Genomic DNA, 16311 nt, shown 5'->3' on the forward strand with positions numbered 1-16311 from the left:
TTAACACGGTTAAATCTGATCAACCGACTGACCAGATAAAGCCACTTTAATCGAGGCATCCATACGGCGCTCAGCAAACGTAGCTGTCGCTTGATTAACTACCTCAATGGCGGCTTCAATGGCGTCGGTATCGTCACTTTGGCTAGTGGCAAGCAAATTTTTCAATGTTTCATCAACTTGCTGACGCTCTTGATCATTTAACAAGTTACCGTCTGCTGCCAGCGCCGCTTGCACTGACTCCAATACTCGCGCCGCTTCAACCTGCTGCTCTTTTAACATACGAGCCACAATATCTTCTTTAGCATTGCTCATTGACGCTTTGATCATATTGGCTATATCGTCTTCTTGTAAACCAAACGACGGCTTAACTTCAATACTCGCTTCAACGCCAGTTGATTTTTCCATCGCTGTCACCGCCAGTAAACCATCGGCATCGACTTTAAAGGTCACGCGAATATGAGCAGCACCAGCGGTCATCGCCGGAATACCGCGAAGTTCAAAACGAGCAAGTGAGCGACAATCGTCAACTAATTCCCGTTCACCTTGTAAAACGTGAATAGCCATCGCTGTTTGACCGTCTTTAAACGTAGTAAATTCTTGCGCTTTAGCGACAGGAATCGTGGTGTTTCGCGGAATAACCTTTTCCACTAAGCCACCCATAGTTTCCAAACCTAGTGATAACGGTGTCACGTCAAGTAACAACATATCGTTGTCGGGTTTATTGCCGGCGAGAATATCAGCCTGAATAGCGGCACCAATGGCGACCACTTTATCTGGATCAATTGAAGTTAATGGCGTTTTATTAAAATATTTTTCTACTTCAGCGCGCACCAGAGGAACCCGTGTTGAACCGCCAACCATAACAACTTCAAGCACTTGTTCGGCGTCGATATCAGCATCTTTTAGCGCTCTACGACAAGCGCGCAAAGTTTTGCTGACCAAGCCTTTAATCAAACCGTCAAACGTTGCTCTGCTTAGCTCAGTTTGCCATTGACTGTTGTCATCAAGGGTTAAATTTACGGTTACGCTATCATTGTTAGTTAACGCTTCTTTGGCTACGCAAGCTTGCTCAACTAACTGACGTTCTAAACTGTTAGAAAGCGGCCTTGCTAAACCGGCTTGCTCAACTAAGTGTTCAACAAGCGCTAAGTCAAAATCATCACCACCCAGGGCAGAATCACCGCCAGTAGCAAGTACTTCAAAAACGCCCTTGTTCAATCGCAAAATTGAAATATCAAAGGTACCACCGCCGAGATCATAAACCGCGACTATACCCTCTTTAGCGCCCTCTTCGCCCGTTTCTGACATCGAGTCTAAACCATAGGCAACCGCAGCGGCTGTCGGTTCATTTAACAAGCGCAAAACATTTAAACCAGCAATAGCAGCGGCATCTTTGGTACTTTGACGTTGTGCGTCGTCAAAATAAGCAGGTACCGTAATAACAACACCGGTTAGGTCGCCACCAAGTGCTTGTTCAGCACGAGCGTTTAAGCTTTTAAGAATTTCCGCAGATACTTGCACCGGGTTAACAGCCCCTTGACGAGTGTTAATATCTGGGTGGTTTTCATCACCAATAAATTGATACGGCAAGGTTGGGTACTTGGCTTTGATATCAGCAAGACTGCGACCAATCAAACGCTTCGCTGAAACAATAGTATTTTCAGGCTCACTTACCGCCAAAGCTTTAGCGTCATCACCCACCAGTGTACCGCTCTCTTGATAATGAACGACTGATGGTAAAATATCGCGCCCGGCATCATCCAATAAAGTTTTTGGCATTCCACTTTGGACACTGGCAACCAGTGAGTTCGTAGTACCTAAATCAATACCTGCGGCGAGCTTGTGCTCGTGCGGAACAGTACTTTGTCCAGGTTCGGCGATTTGTAATAAGGCCATAATTTACTCTTGTTAATCTCTTTTTACGCGTTTGTTGTTTTAGCAAGCAATTGTCTTGTCGCAACCATTAAAACGACTTCTGCTCATGGGCTCAGATGCCTGAGCACTTAATCAAGTAATTGCTCTTCCAAGCGCTCTAATTCAATATTTAATTTTTGATAAAACTTAAGTTTGCGCAAATTCTCACTTGCCGACTGATTACTCAGCTCAGAATTCTCAGCTAACTCGGCGCTAAGGGTTTTCATCAAACTCAAATATTCTTGATCTAAGGTTTGGCTGGCGTCGAATAATGCTGCGTCTATATCATCAGCGCTGCTGATCTCTTCAAGCATTTCTCGCAGTTCCATTTGACGCATCAAAAATTGCATATCACCAACGGTTGCCTGTTCATCTGGCATGTCGACACCGCGAACTTTAAGCAAGTACTCTGCGCGACTAAGTGGCGCTTTAAGAGTTTGATAAGCGTCGTTGATCGTTGAAGACTTTTGCACCGCCATCAACTGCTCTTGGCTTGACGCATGAGCAAATTTATCGGGGTGAACGGCTTTTTGCAGCGTTTGAAATGTCGATGAAAGGGCTTGGCTATCAAGTTCAAAGTCTTGTTCGAGGCCAAATAATTGAAAATAGTTCAAAACAGCTACCATGACAGGAGTTGGAAAAATATTGAGCTAAGTAGATATTATCTAGTTAGCTCAATGTAATGTTTATCAATGGTTTGCAAGTTTACCTAAACGTTGAAGCTTTCACCACAGCCGCATTCGCCTTTGGCGTTAGGGTTGGTAAATTTAAAGCCCTCGTTCAAACCTTCTTTGACAAAATCGAGCTCGATACCGTCTAGGTATACTAAACTCTTGCCGTCGATAATGATATTTACGTCGTCTAAGGTAAACATTTCATCGTCTTCGTTGAGTTCGTCCACAAACTCTAAAACGTAAGCCAGACCAGAGCAGCCTGTAGTTTTAATACCTAAGCGCAAACCAAGGCCTTTGCCTCGGTTTGTTAAAAACGTTTTAACCCGTTCTGCTGCAGCAGGGGTCATAGTGACTGACATCAGCTACTCCACTCGTTAACTACTTTAAAAGATTACTCGCCGTTTTTAGAACGGTAATCTTCAATCGCTGCTTTAATAGCATCTTCAGCCAAAATTGAGCAGTGAATTTTTACTGGCGGTAACGCAAGTTCTTCAGCAATGGCTGTATTTTTAATTTCAGCCGCTTCTTCGATAGATTTGCCTTTAACCCACTCAGTAACTAGTGAACTAGAGGCGATCGCTGAGCCACAGCCGTAAGTTTTGAACTTGGCGTCTTCGATAATACCTTGATCAGTAATTTTCAGTTGCAACTTCATCACGTCACCACACGCTGGTGCGCCAACCATACCAGTCGCTACTTGTGGATCGTTTTTATCTAATGAGCCAACATTGCGAGGATTTTCGTAATGATCGATTACTTTTTCACTATAAGCCATAATAATTTCCCCCAGTTGACCTTAGTGGCCAACCCATTCTACTGATTCTAAATCAACACCGTCTTGGAACATTTCCCAAAGCGGAGACATTTCACGTAAATGACCAATGGCTTTTTGAATAAGCTCAATGGCGTAATCAACTTCTTCTTCGGTAGTAAAGCGACCGAAGCTAAAACGGATAGAACTGTGAGCAAGTTCGTCGTTTAAGCCTAATGCGCGCAATACGTAAGACGGCTCAAGACTGGCAGACGTACAAGCTGAACCACTTGATACGGCTAAATCTTTAAGTGCCATAATTAACGACTCACCTTCAACAAAGTTGAAACTGACGTTTAGGTTGCCCGGGTAGCGCTTGTCGAAATCACCGTTGACGAAAACTTGTTCCATATCTTTGATACCAGCCCATAAGCGGTCACGCATTTTTGTTACGTGCTCAAGGTCTTGCGCCATTTCTTCTTTAGCGATGCGACAAGCTTCACCCATACCTACGATTTGGTGAGTTGCTAACGTACCTGAACGCATACCGCGCTCATGACCACCGCCGTGCATTTGCGCTTCTAGGCGAATACGCGGCTTGCGACGCACGTATAAAGCACCAATGCCTTTAGGGCCATACATTTTGTGGGCAGAAATAGATAACAAATCAACTTTTAGTTGCTGTAAATCAATGGGTAACTTACCAGCACTTTGGGCAGCATCAACATGGAAGACAATCTTGCGAGCGCGACACATTTCGCCGATTTCAGCGATGTCTTGAATAACACCAATTTCGTTGTTCACGTGCATTAAACTAACAACAACGGTATCGTCACGCATTGCTGCTTCAAGTTTAGTTAAATCGATAAGGCCATTGGCTTCTGGATCTAAGTAAGTGACTTCAAAGCCTTGACGCTCAAGTTCACGGAAGGTATCTAAAACAGCTTTGTGTTCAGTTTTACAGGTAATAAGGTGCTTACCTTTTTTGCTGTAAAAGTTAGCAGCACCTTTAATGGCAAGGTTGTTAGATTCGGTAGCACCAGAAGTAATAACAATTTCACGCGGATCAGCGTTTAGTAAATCAGCCACTTGATTACGCGCAATATCAACTGCTTCTTCTGCCTGCCAACCAAACTTATGAGAACGCGACGCTGGGTTACCGTAAAAACCATCGGTTGTCATATATTGCATCATTTTTTCAGCAACGCGCTTGTCCGCGGGGGTTGTTGCAGAATAATCAAAGTAAATCGGAAGCTTCATCGCTTACACTCTCCAAATGCTAATTGCCACACTGACTATTGCCAGTCGTGAATAATACTACGGGTTTCAATCACCGTTTCTAAGGCATGACCATGACTGTGGTTATGCTGCTTGTCTTGTCTCGCCGAGACCGACTTTACATCTCTTTGCTCAACGAGCTCAGCTAAAGAAATGTTTTGTAAAAATTCTTCAATCCGATGACTCAAGTCGGACCATAGCGTATGAGTTAAACACTGCTCACCGCCTTGACAGTTGCCTTCGCCTAAACACTTAGTGGCGTCAACGCTTTCATCAACGGCACTTATTACATCAGCGACGGCAATTTGTGCTGAGCACTTACCCAAGCGATAGCCACCACCTGGGCCTCTAACACTGGTCACTAAACCGTGTTTGCGCAGACGAGAAAACAATTGCTCTAGATAAGACAATGAAATTCCCTGACGCTCAGAAATATCAGCTAACGGCACCGGGCCTGAAGCAGCGTGAATAGCTACATCTAGCATTGCTGTTACGGCGTAACGCCCTTTAGAAGTTAATTTCATAATGTGCCCTAAGAAAATTGCAGCGCAATTGTACATATCTGAGTAAATTAGTCAAATATATACCCGACCAATTTACTCAAGTATTTTACTTAAGGAGAAAGTAGAGTCAACAAATACTTGAGCAAATCACTCAAGTATTTTACTTATTAGTGAAACTTTTCGATCAATTCGATGGTTAAATTGAAGGCTTAAATTTTAGGGTCAAAACTCTCAACTTCCGCTTGACGCCTTGCCGCTGCTGCTTTTTCGTCATCAACAAACTCGCCAACTTTGAGCTCAGGGAGTGCTTGCTCGCAAACATTACCGCCGAGTTGATTAATGCCTTTACACAAGTCAGCAACTTTACCGTCCATGAGGTGCATGTGGTCAAGCATACGACCAATGGCTTTAGCTACCGGATCAGGGTTGTCCGACGAGACCGCATAAGCATCAAAACCGTATTTTTGAGCAATTTCATCACGATCGTTGGCTGAAGGCTGCCCTTCTGCAGGCTTATTGTTAACGATGCGACCAGGAATACCGACCGCAGTCGCGTTTTCCGGTACATCCTTCACAACCACAGAGTTAGAGCCCACTTTGCCGCCATTGCCAATAGTAATAGGGCCAAGCACTTTAGCACCGGCACCAATAACAACATTGTCGCCTAAGGTTGGGTGACGTTTGCCTTCTTTCCAACTGGTGCCACCTAAAGTAACACCGTGGTAAAGAGTAACATCGTTACCTATTTCAGCTGTTTCACCAATCACCACGCCCATGCCGTGGTCGATGAAAAAGCGACGTCCCAAGGTTGCTCCCGGGTGAATCTCAACACCAGTTAACCAGCGCGAAAAGGTCGATAATGAGCGAGCTAGCCATTTCCAGTTATTGCGCCATAGTTTATGACTGACGCGGTGCAACCAAATAGCGTGTAAACCCGGGTAGTTTGTCAGTACTTCAAAAACATTCCGAGCAGCTGGATCACGATCAAAGACACTGTGAATATCCTCTTTGATACGACTAAACATAAGGTTTCCTTAAATTACTCACTCTTTATATTAACAGTTAACTGTCTTGTTGTTCCGGCTCGTCCGACTGACGCGTGCCTTTCCCGCCCGCAGATTTTTCAACCGAAGCGAGAATACCGCGCAACATTTTGACTTCTTTTACGTCAGGTCGGGCGCGATTAATCAAACGGCGTAGTTTGGTCATTACTAGTCCTGGGTGACTAGGCACAATAAAGCCGGTTTTTTTCAACGCCTGTTCAAAGTGCTCAAACATGCGCTCAGTATCATCAACAACTGGGTACTCGGTGTCATCGTCATTTGATTGACTGCTTGCTTGATGCTGCTGTGCTTGCTGCTCCAAATAATTCATCCGAACTTCGTAGCTTAGCGTTTGCACGGCCATTGCCAAGTTCAGTGAACTGTATTCTGGGTTAGCTGGTATTTGCACGTGAAAATGACAAAGTTGTAATTCATCATTAGTTAAACCACTACTTTCACGGCCAAAGACCAACGCAACTGGATAATCATGAGCTTCTTGCACTAACTTTGCGCCACATTCTCTTGGCTCAAGCATTGGCCACGGTAAAGTGCGCGAACGAGCACTCGTGCCTACAACTAAGCCACAATCGGTAATCGCTTCTTCTAATGTCTTCACAACTTTAACATTAGCTAAAACATCGGTCGCACCTGCGGCTAAGGCTTGTGCTTGACCATTAGGCATTTCAATGGGGTCAACTAAAACCAGTTGGCTGAGTCCCATGGTTTTCATCGCTCGTGCCGCCGAACCAATGTTACGACAATCAGAGGTGTTCACTAGCACAATGCGCACGCGATCAAGTAGCGACTTAGTTTCAGATTGATTGATATCAGAATTAGGTGTTTCAGACATAGTATTCCGCAATAATTGTTTAGTACCACCGATAGACTTTCATCTACTTAAATAATAGTTAGCACGCAAATATCAAAGTTGTTTTAACGTTATTACTGGCGATTATCGTCAATAGTAACTAAGCAGCGCGCCACTAAGTTGACAGTCTAGATGGCTAAATGCTGAGATTTTAACACACAAGGTCAAATCTGATAGAAAAAATACGCTTATTTGGCAAAAATTTCAGCATTTATGCTCGGCTAAATTGCTATCAATTAGTAACTTTTGATCTAAAGGTTAAAAAACAACCAACATTTCCCTCGCTTTTGATAAATTTCCTGATATAATGCGCGCCGCTTTAACATTAGTGGCGAATGCGACCACTAAGCTGTTCTTTACAAAATTTAGGGTAAGACTATGCATCCAATGCTTAATATTGCTGTGCGCGCTGCGCGTTCGGCTGGAAATGTGATCGTTCGTGCGTTCGAACAACAAGATAAAGTTGAAGTAGAAGCCAAAGGCCTAAACGACTTTGTCACCAATGTTGACAAACTTGCTGAACAAGCAATTATCGATACCATTAAAAAAGCTTACCCTAGCCACAGCATTATTGGTGAAGAATCAGGTGTTCACGATGGTGAAGACCAAGATTACCAATGGATTATTGACCCATTAGACGGCACCACTAACTTTGTTAAAGGCATTCCTCATTTTGCTGTTTCTATTGCTTTAAAAGTAAAAGGCAAGCTCGACCAAGCAGTTGTTTTCGACCCAATTCGCGGCGAATTATTCACAGCAAGCCGCGGTAAAGGCGCGCAACTTAACGGTTTTAGAATTCGCGTTAATCAAGCAAAAGAATTAAATGGCGCGGTATTAGCTACTGGCTTCCCATTCAAACAAAAACACCACATTGACAGCTACTTAGCCATGTTCAAAGACCTGTTCGCTAAAACAGCTGATATGCGCCGCGCCGGTTCTGCTTCACTGGACTTAGCTTACGTTGCTGCTGGCCGTGTTGACGGTTTCTTTGAATTTGGCTTAAAGCCTTGGGACACAGCCGCTGGCGAATTATTAGTAATTGAAGCTGGTGGTTTGGTGACTGACTTAACCGGTGGTCACAATCACACTAAATCAGGTAATACCGTTGCCGCAAGTGCGCGTTTGTTAAAAACAATTTTAACTGATATTCGTCCGCACTTAACTGAAAGTTTAAAGAAGTAAATTTTCAAACGACCTAATACTAAGAAGAGCGCGTTAAGCGCTCTTTTTTTATCGCTAACCTGAGTTTTGGTTAACTACTAGTGCTTTTCTAAAAATGCTAACAAGTCAGCTTGTTCAAGTGGTCGACTAAACCAATAGCCTTGAATTTCATCACACTGAGCTGCGCGCAAGAAATCGACGTGCTCAATTAACTCAACCCCTTCGGCAATCAGTTTCAAGCCTAAATTTTGTCCTAACGCGATAATCGTATTGACCAATACTTTGTCTTCATCATTCTCATGGCTTGAGCGAATAAAAGCTTGATCTATTTTCAACTTGTCGACCGGAAACTGTTTTAGGTAGGCCAAAGACGAGTAACCGGTGCCAAAGTCGTCTATTGATAATTGCACGCCTAATGATTTTAATCGCTTCAATACCACAAGCATGGCTTCTTCGTTATCAACAAAAACACCTTCGGTAATTTCTAGCTCAAGAAACTGCGGTGGCAAGCCCGTGTCCGATAAGATTTGCTCGACCGACTCGACAAACTTAGGATGAGAGAACTGTCTCGGTGAAATATTAACCGCGACGGCTAACGAATATTCCAGTTCAACGGTTAAATGTTTAGCAAACAAGCACGCTTGTTTTAATATCCATTGCCCAATGGGAACAATTAAACCCGTTTGTTCTGCTAATGGAATAAACTCGGCTGGTGAAACAATGTCACCTTGGTGGCGCCAGCGAACTAGCGTTTCAATACCTGTTATCTTATCGGTACTGAGATCTAATTGCGGCTGAAAGACCAAAAACAACTCATTGGCACTAATCGCCGAACGCAATTTATCTTGCAAGAGTACTTGTTTTTCAATAGTTTCGGTTAACTGGCGATCAAATATCACACTGTTGTTGTGAGGTTGTTCAACCGCTGCCATACTAGCCGTAAAGGCATTCTTAAAAAGCTCTGTCGCCGAAGCGCTATCTTGTGGGTAGAAACTAAAACCAAAATCGAGTTCGACAAAAAATTCGCCATTACAGGTAATGATTGAGTCTTCAACTAACAACTTGAGGCGTTCCACTAAGGAATCAATTTCATCAGTTTCGGCTTTGCGTTGCCAAACCACAGCGAATTGATTTTCAGCAATGTGATACAAGTTCAGTTCCGGTAGCGCTTGCACTAACATGGCCGCTAACTGGCTAACAACACCATTTGAACACTCTACCCCTTGTCGGGTAACCATGGCTCGATAATTTGAGACATTGATCAATCCCAGAGTGACACTGATTTGATTGATAACGTAGTAATCCAAATCGATATCGAGCTTGTAGTGATTGGGCAACTTGGATTCTTGATGATTGTAGGCAAGCTGTTTAATTTCGTCCTGAGCCTGCTTTTGCTCACTGATATCAAGAATATGAATGTCATATGTTTGAATGTCGGCCAGCCAATTGACCTCAAACAACAAGTGTACTTGTCCTATCTGATGCTCAACTCGCATAACAAAATCGTAGGCTAGGCTGTCAGCAGTTTGCTCTGATAGCAAATTGTCCGGCAACAAACTTGTTGTCGATTGCTGCTGTAACCCTACTCTTTCCAACAGCTGTTGGCAGGCAGGGTTACTGTATGTGACCTTGCCACCGGCAGTAACACTCATCACAGCGTTGGGGTTACGCTCTGAAAAAAGAGCCAATCGAGTATTAAAAGCGCTAGTGATCAAATATTGACGGGTATACCAAGCGATAAGTAGCGCCAACAAAACAATCGCGATACCAAATACAACCACTGTGTTACGAGTATTAGACATTTGCGATAAAGTCGCTTGATGCCCTTGATTTACTCGTGCTTGGTTATCGGCATTGAGCTCGCTCAAATACGGTAAGGTCATGCGACGCAGCGCTGAAATTTGCGCTAATTCTGCTCGAACTTGATCCCAATTATTGGCTTGCACCAACATCAACTGATGAAATTTATCAACGCTCGCATGTAACTTAGCAAGCTGTTGCTTGATCGGTGCAAGTTGTGCTGGCGCTATCGCTTGCTGATACAACTTTTCTAATTGCTGTTCGATAACAGCCTTGTTACTTTTGATGGCAGCAACAAAGGTTAACTCGTTCTGACTAGCGTAGTATTCGTAAACTATGCGCTCGTGTTCACTTAAATCTGCGCTCAAGTGCTGAATAGCACTGAGCACAGGAATGCGAGTATCAACTAAATCAATAGCGTTTTCTCGCACTTTTTCACTCGATAAATAAACCACTACCGACAGTGCTAAACCAAATGCTACTGCCAATACCGAAACCAAACTCGCTTTAAACAAATATGGTTTAACTATGTTATTCACGGCCATTTCCTTTACAAATACTTACGCCACTGTTTTAGTAACCGCCGAATGAACCAGCAGGTCCCGGAAACACAACTGGACTTTCAAAACCGTCTTTAGAAACACTGCTAACACCAAAGAAATAGTTATCGATAACAATATTTTCTAGCGTGAATTCGGTGACATCGCCAACGTATTGGCTTTTTGTCCACGTCGGCTCTGTGGTTAATCGCCAATGAATTCTATAACCTGCAAGGTTTTCAGCCATTTTGCCTGTTGGTCGTCGCCACGACAGCTTAGTTGATGGCTGCACCGCACCAGTAATTTTAACGTTGGCAGGTGTTGGCGGAGCAGAAGCTAACGATGCTAAGCTGACCGCATTTAGTGAGGTTAACTTGGCGTTAAAGGCAAAGTCGACACCTGAGAGCACGTCACCATATTCTCTGCCATTTTCTGTCCGTAAGTCTTGATGCTGGCGATCATAATGCTCGTTGGTTTCCATAATTCTGACCGCAGGAAAACCGACCTCATTGAATGGTCGATGATGACCACCACGACCAAAACGATCAAGGCGATAAACCATCATGGTATCCAAATTCGGAATGTACTTATCGGCGATAACATCAATATAGCGCGCTAGGTTGCGAGACGGAGAATCGACCTCGCCACCAGTGAATCGTCTCAAACGAGCTTCTTCTTTGGTCTCAACATAGCGCACACCTTCAGAAAATACGCGGGCAGTTGTGTTGTTAATAACACCATTGATACCAGAAATATTGCCAATCATGTCGTTATTGATAACACCAGTTACACGCCAGCCTTCTTCTTTGGCGATTCGAGCGGTAATCTTACCACCAAATAGCCCTTGTTCTTCACCAGAAAGCGCCGCGTAAACCACAGTACCGGCAAACTTGTATTGTGATAAAACTCTGGCCGCTTCTATGACACCGGCGACACCTGAAGCGTTGTCATTGGCCCCCGGTGACTCACTTGTGAAATCAAGTGGGTCTGAGACCCGAGAGTCAATATCACCAGACATCATGATATAGCGATTTGGATCTAACGTGCCACGCTGAATGGCGATCACGTTGACCACTTCAGTAGGTTCAGGAATTCTGCGTTCGCCGGAAAACACTTGTCGATGGTAAACGACCTCTAAACAACCACCACATTGCTCAGATATTTTGTCAAATTCGCGTTTAATCCAGCGTCGAGCAGCGCCAATGCCCTGAGTATCAGATTTAGTCTCAGATAAGGTGTGTCTGGTGCCAAAGCTCACTAGCTTAGTGACATCGCTCTTCAGGTTGTCAGCACTAACTGCCGCTTGAATATCCCGTAGTACGGGCTGTTCACTCGGTGGTACCACTAGAGTTTGTTGCTTGGCATATACTGTCCCAGCCAATAAAGAACCAACGATAGCACTCAGTGTTGCTGTGCGAGTTATGCCATTGTCTCGAGCTTTTTTAGGATTTAATCGGTTTAACCTTGTTTCAATGTTCATCACTACTCCCCTATTATCGTTATTATTTTTTAAATACGTGCAATCAAAATAATGTGTTAGTTTCCGGTAATACCCAAGCCACCTCAAGATGCGTGATTCAGCGCTGTCACAGGGACTTGATATCAAGGCGCAGCTAGCAGGAATGGTTACTCCCTTTCAATTAGCTGCAACGATGAGAGTAAGTTCCTGTGAAGCGCCCGAAGAGTTGGTTTAAAAGATAATTTATGCGGCGTTATTGATTTTAACAAGGGAATAACCATTCTTTGCAATCAATGCCTTACCTAAATCACTTTTAATTCCAACTGAACACACATCTTGAGGTAGCTTGGGTATATATGAACCTACTAGTTAATTAAAAATAACAAAAACACATAAACAAGATAAAAATAGTTATAGTATGTTATAAGTTTAACTCTTAATATAATCAATAAGAATATTAACTCGTCAACTAGCTAAGTTGTAGTGTAAGAGGATAGCTGAGTATTTATGGAAAACATTGGTTTAAATAAACAGCCTTTTGTTGCAGGTGAAGTAGCGCTTGTCGGCGCAGGACCTGGCGATCCAGATTTACTGACTATTCAAGCCTATCGTTTCATCCAACAAGCGGAAGTCGCCATTTACGATCGTTTGGTTAGCGAACAAATCATGGCATTGTTGCCCTCTCATTGTGAACGAGTATACGTAGGTAAAAAGCAGGCTCAACATCACTTACCTCAAGAAGGTATTAATCAACTGTTAGTTGACTATGCCAAGCAAGGTAAAAAAGTAGTCAGGTTAAAAGGTGGTGATCCATTTGTCTTTGGTCGCGGGGGCGAAGAAGCACAATATCTACTCGCTAACGATATTGCTTGCCACATAGTGCCGGGCATGACAGCTGCTTCAGCCTGTACTAGCTATGCCGGTATTCCTCTTACCCATCGTAAAGTGGCTCGCAGCTCGACCTTTATTACAGGCCACTTACAAGAAAATGGTGAGCTTGACCTGCCGTGGCAAGTACTAAACGATAAACAACAAACCGTTGTTTTTTACATGGGAGTAAAAAGCTTGCCCATTATCACCGAGCAACTGATCAACGCAGGCCGTTTACCTTCAACTCCAGCCGCACTGATACGCAAAGGTACAACACCCGAACAACAAGTGTTTAAAGGCCAGTTGTCAAACCTCAACGATATTGTGATTCAACATCAAGTTAAACCACCAACACTGATTGTTATTGGCGATGTTGTAAACACCTTTGATGATAAGCAACTCACTCAATTGGGTTATTTAAGCCCCATAAACGTTTAGTCGATAACTGAATATACAAAAGACATACACTACCCAACACGATTACAACATTTCATCAAAGTTGTAAGTAACCCAATGTGGTTAAAATCTCTTCTCTGCACAATTTTTCGTGCTGAAAATAATTCGAGATTAACCATGAAGATACTTCACGCAATGCCAAGCCGCTATTCACTTCCGCCATTGAAGTACGGAGGTACAGAAAGAGTAGTTTGGGGACTAGCGACAAATCAAGAGCGCGCTGCTCACGAGGTACGGTACCTGTGGGAAATGCTAAAAATTTACCCAGTAATGCGACTATCGCCAACAAAAACATCCCACTAACTGAACAAATCGATGATTGGCCCGATATTGTTCACTTTCATCGACCTTACAATGGTGGGTTACACGTTCCATACATATCAACCGAACACGGCAATGCAACACTACCAACAACATATTCGAGAAACTGTGTTTTTCTATCCCGCAAACACGCAGAGAATCACGGCGCTGACTGCTACGTCTATAACGGCTTAAACTGGGACGAATACGGAGAGCCTAATATAGCAAAGCCTGATGACTATTTTACTTTCTTAGGTAAGGCTAAAGCGCCAACAAAAAACCTATCGGGTACGATTCATATCACTCGTAAAGCTCAATCGACATTAAGAGTGATATGTGGTAATAGACTCAGTATCAACCAAAAGCAGTCTTAGTTTATTTGGCGCTCTAGCATTCGTTTTCACGGTATGGTTAGCGGCGAATAAAAAATCAACTGATCAAAAATGCTAAAGCTTTGCTGTTCCCGGTTAGGTGGCTCGACCCCTTTGGCTTAGCAATTATTGAAATTTTGTATTTAGGCGCACCGGTTATTGGTACTCGATACGGCTCATTGCCGGAAATCATTACTGATGAAAAAGTTGGCTTTTTATCAAACAACTACAATGAGCTAATCGAGGCAGCGCATCATGTTGACCAATTTGATCGTCGACTTTGTCATCAACTCGCCAAAGAAAAGTTTTCCAGTAGAGAAATGTTTTTAGGTTATCAAACTTGTTATCAAAGAGCACTAGATGGCGAATATCTAAATAGTAACACTCCGTATAGTGCTGGCGGATTAACAGCGCCTTTGCCGTTACACTAAGAAAATTACCTAGCACCGCAAAAATATCGCTATATTTTGTGGTGCTAACGATTGCCTCGCACAGAAGCTTAATTTAAATGGGCAGATCGGTAAAATTTGCGATACCAAGCAAGCCTAATGCGATATTTGACATTTCTCCAATAGCTGTCTGTTTTGACACTGTGGGCACCACCGTTATCGATAGCGATATCACTCATTTCATCAACATCCCACTTCATATTTTTATCCAACGGATAAGGTGTTACCCCAACCACTGAAACACCAAGTTCATAGCAATGTTGCATATCGATATCTACAGGTCTATATATACGCTTTCTCGCCAGTAACTTTTTAGCTCCTGCTAAACTAACAAAATAACCAGTGGTACAATTTGGAATGTTGCTATAACTAATCAGGCTATGCTGCTCATCGAGTTTTTTACTCTCGGCTGGAGGGCAGTTTCTATCATCAGCTAATTTGACAACATCATATTTAACTAATGTGTCAACATGCTTCTGGAAATCCAGAATATTGTCGTTAATGACTATATCATCTTCGAGTACAAGCGCTAATTTGATATTTTGATCGAGCATACGTTGCCATATTTTTCGATGACTCAGATAGCAACCTACTTCCCCCGCTGTCAGCCCTCTTCGAAAAAGCTTCTTGTTCGCTATTTCGTCATATACTCGATTAAACTCCTGCTCGGAGAGTTTCGACCCTCTCACTGCGGAGATTCGTTCAGCATTTATCGATAACTTTTGTAGTTGAGGCAATACTTCTTGATACCTTTCAACGCTCTCATCCAAATTAATCACAAAAGTTGGAATTTGAAAAACTTCATTCACAAAAGTCTACCTTTAATCATATTTTGGCTGTAATTTAAAAATCTCTACAGCCCACTAGAATTAACTGCTCAACTATAACCTACCAACTTAATAATTTCATGCATTTGACACTATAAGTTCACTTAAACACACAAAAAAGTTACTTAACAGCACTTTTGATTCGAATGATTACAGTTTGCCGGATATGCATAGCCAGTAGCTTAGAGACTGATAAACAGCTATGATAGTTCTGCAGTATTTCAGAATAAAAAAATCAAGAGTTAATAACCTATATGACTAGAAGAAAGTTATCTTGCTACTTAATTGTTTGTAATGAAGCAGATCGTATTGAAGCATGCCTTAAGCCTCTGGCTGGCTGGGTTGATCAATTAGTGATTCTTGATTCAGGAAGCACCGACAATACTGTTGAATTAGCGAAAAAATACACTGATGAGGTTTATCAAACTGATTGGCCCGGTTACGGCCCACAAAGAAATAGGGCTTTAGCTAAATGTGAGCACGATTGGGTGCTTAATCTGGACGCAGACGAACGGGTTACCGAATCATTAAAACTAGAGATTGATGAGGTGCTGTCAAGGAGAGAACTAGATGCGACCTTTATCAAAATGCCTTGGCACACATACTTGTTTGGTAAGCCACTAAAAAGAGGCAGATATTCCAGTCCTCAAGGTAAACTATTTTACAAACCTGGTGCAAAATTCAAAGATCGCCAAGTGCATGAAACACTGTTATTGCCGGTTGAAAAGGTGCTTGTTCTCAAATCGCCCTTAATCCACTTCAGTTGGAGAAACTATCAGCATATTCAAGAAAAGCATTTGAAGTACGCAACATTGATTGCTAAACACAAGTTTGATGCTGGTAAAAGAACTACAATAGGTTTTGCTATTTTGCGCTTTTTCAGTGACTTTTTGCAACAATATGTTTTCAGACTAGGTTTTCTGGATGGCTGGCGTGGCTTGCTAATGGCGATGATTCTTGGTCAATATGCTTTTCATAAATATGCTGCATTAGTTGGCTTACAAAACGCACACTTAGATGATCAGCTCGACTGATCATCTAACTTTAA

Annotated in this window: 16 protein-coding genes; 5 read left to right on the top strand and 11 right to left on the bottom strand. The window is 42.8% G+C overall.

Annotation, left to right across the window (positions count from 1 at the left end; all coding sequences use genetic code 11):
- Positions 1 to 9: 9 nt before the first annotated feature.
- From hscA to trmJ, 8 genes are all read right to left on the bottom strand, one after another.
- Positions 10 to 1896 carry a Fe-S protein assembly chaperone HscA gene (hscA, locus tag J7384_RS02400; protein ID WP_209110931.1) on the bottom strand — a complete coding sequence of 629 codons (1887 nt, stop codon included), beginning with the start codon at positions 1894 to 1896 and terminating at the stop codon, positions 10 to 12.
- Between the two features lie 107 nt (positions 1897 to 2003).
- On the bottom strand, positions 2004 to 2528 hold the full coding sequence (gene hscB, locus J7384_RS02405) for a co-chaperone HscB (protein ID WP_209110933.1): 525 nt from the start codon (positions 2526 to 2528) through the stop codon (positions 2004 to 2006).
- 95 nt (positions 2529 to 2623) lie between these two features.
- Positions 2624 to 2947: an iron-sulfur cluster assembly protein IscA gene (iscA, locus tag J7384_RS02410; RefSeq protein WP_209110941.1), complete on the bottom strand. Its 324-nt coding sequence runs from the start codon at positions 2945 to 2947 to the stop codon at positions 2624 to 2626.
- A 32-nt stretch (positions 2948 to 2979) separates the two neighbouring features.
- Positions 2980 to 3363, bottom strand: coding sequence for a Fe-S cluster assembly scaffold IscU (iscU, locus tag J7384_RS02415; protein WP_209110943.1), 384 nt, complete (start codon positions 3361 to 3363; stop codon positions 2980 to 2982).
- A gap of 21 nt (positions 3364 to 3384) precedes the next feature.
- Positions 3385 to 4599, bottom strand: coding sequence for an IscS subfamily cysteine desulfurase (locus J7384_RS02420; protein ID WP_209110945.1), 1215 nt, complete (start codon positions 4597 to 4599; stop codon positions 3385 to 3387).
- A gap of 35 nt (positions 4600 to 4634) precedes the next feature.
- A complete protein-coding gene (gene iscR, locus J7384_RS02425; RefSeq protein WP_209110947.1) occupies positions 4635 to 5141 on the bottom strand; it encodes a Fe-S cluster assembly transcriptional regulator IscR in 507 nt (168 codons plus the stop codon).
- Between the two features lie 188 nt (positions 5142 to 5329).
- Positions 5330 to 6145, bottom strand: a complete 816-nt coding sequence (gene cysE / locus J7384_RS02430; RefSeq protein ID WP_209110949.1) for a serine O-acetyltransferase — start codon at positions 6143 to 6145, stop codon at positions 5330 to 5332.
- Between the two features lie 37 nt (positions 6146 to 6182).
- Positions 6183 to 7013, bottom strand: a complete 831-nt coding sequence (gene trmJ / locus J7384_RS02435; protein WP_209110951.1) for a tRNA (cytosine(32)/uridine(32)-2'-O)-methyltransferase TrmJ — start codon at positions 7011 to 7013, stop codon at positions 6183 to 6185.
- A gap of 396 nt (positions 7014 to 7409) precedes the next feature.
- On the opposite strand from trmJ, the gene suhB reads away from it, so the two are divergent.
- The gene (gene suhB / locus J7384_RS02440; protein ID WP_209110952.1) at positions 7410 to 8213 is read left to right on the top strand and encodes an inositol-1-monophosphatase; all 804 of its coding nucleotides are present in this window, start codon (positions 7410 to 7412) and stop codon (positions 8211 to 8213) included.
- Between the two features lie 77 nt (positions 8214 to 8290).
- Here suhB and J7384_RS19645 read toward each other — a convergent pair whose 3' ends face one another.
- Together J7384_RS19645 and J7384_RS02450 are read right to left on the bottom strand one after the other, a co-directional pair.
- Positions 8291 to 10531, bottom strand: a complete 2241-nt coding sequence (locus tag J7384_RS19645; protein WP_209110960.1) for an EAL domain-containing protein — start codon at positions 10529 to 10531, stop codon at positions 8291 to 8293.
- Positions 10532 to 10565: 34 nt separating this feature from the next.
- Positions 10566 to 12011 (bottom strand): M28 family metallopeptidase, encoded by a 1446-nt coding sequence (locus tag J7384_RS02450; protein ID WP_209110962.1) that lies wholly within the window; start codon positions 12009 to 12011, stop codon positions 10566 to 10568.
- Positions 12012 to 12497: 486 nt separating this feature from the next.
- On the opposite strand from J7384_RS02450, the gene cobA reads away from it, so the two are divergent.
- The 3 genes from cobA (at position 12498) to J7384_RS02465 (ending at position 14418) form a co-directional block, all read left to right on the top strand.
- Positions 12498 to 13298 (top strand): uroporphyrinogen-III C-methyltransferase, encoded by an 801-nt coding sequence (gene cobA / locus J7384_RS02455; RefSeq protein ID WP_209110964.1) that lies wholly within the window; start codon positions 12498 to 12500, stop codon positions 13296 to 13298.
- Positions 13299 to 13558: 260 nt separating this feature from the next.
- Positions 13559 to 13990 (top strand): hypothetical protein, encoded by a 432-nt coding sequence (locus J7384_RS02460; protein WP_209110966.1) that lies wholly within the window; start codon positions 13559 to 13561, stop codon positions 13988 to 13990.
- A 62-nt stretch (positions 13991 to 14052) separates the two neighbouring features.
- Positions 14053 to 14418: a glycosyltransferase gene (locus J7384_RS02465; RefSeq protein ID WP_348523835.1), complete on the top strand. Its 366-nt coding sequence runs from the start codon at positions 14053 to 14055 to the stop codon at positions 14416 to 14418.
- Positions 14419 to 14486: 68 nt separating this feature from the next.
- Here the strand turns inward: J7384_RS02465 and J7384_RS02470 are convergent, their stop codons facing one another.
- The gene (locus J7384_RS02470; protein WP_209110974.1) at positions 14487 to 15245 is read right to left on the bottom strand and encodes a glycosyltransferase family 25 protein; all 759 of its coding nucleotides are present in this window, start codon (positions 15243 to 15245) and stop codon (positions 14487 to 14489) included.
- 272 nt (positions 15246 to 15517) lie between these two features.
- Between J7384_RS02470 and J7384_RS02475 the strand changes: the two genes are divergently transcribed.
- Entirely contained in the window at positions 15518 to 16297 is a 780-nt protein-coding gene (locus tag J7384_RS02475) for a glycosyltransferase family 2 protein (RefSeq protein ID WP_209110976.1), read from the top strand.
- The last annotated feature ends 14 nt before the right edge of the window (positions 16298 to 16311 follow it).

Origin of the sequence: Endozoicomonas sp. G2_1 (genome assembly GCF_017744155.1) — a bacterium.
Lineage (GTDB): Bacteria > Pseudomonadota > Gammaproteobacteria > Enterobacterales > Alteromonadaceae > JAGHQT01.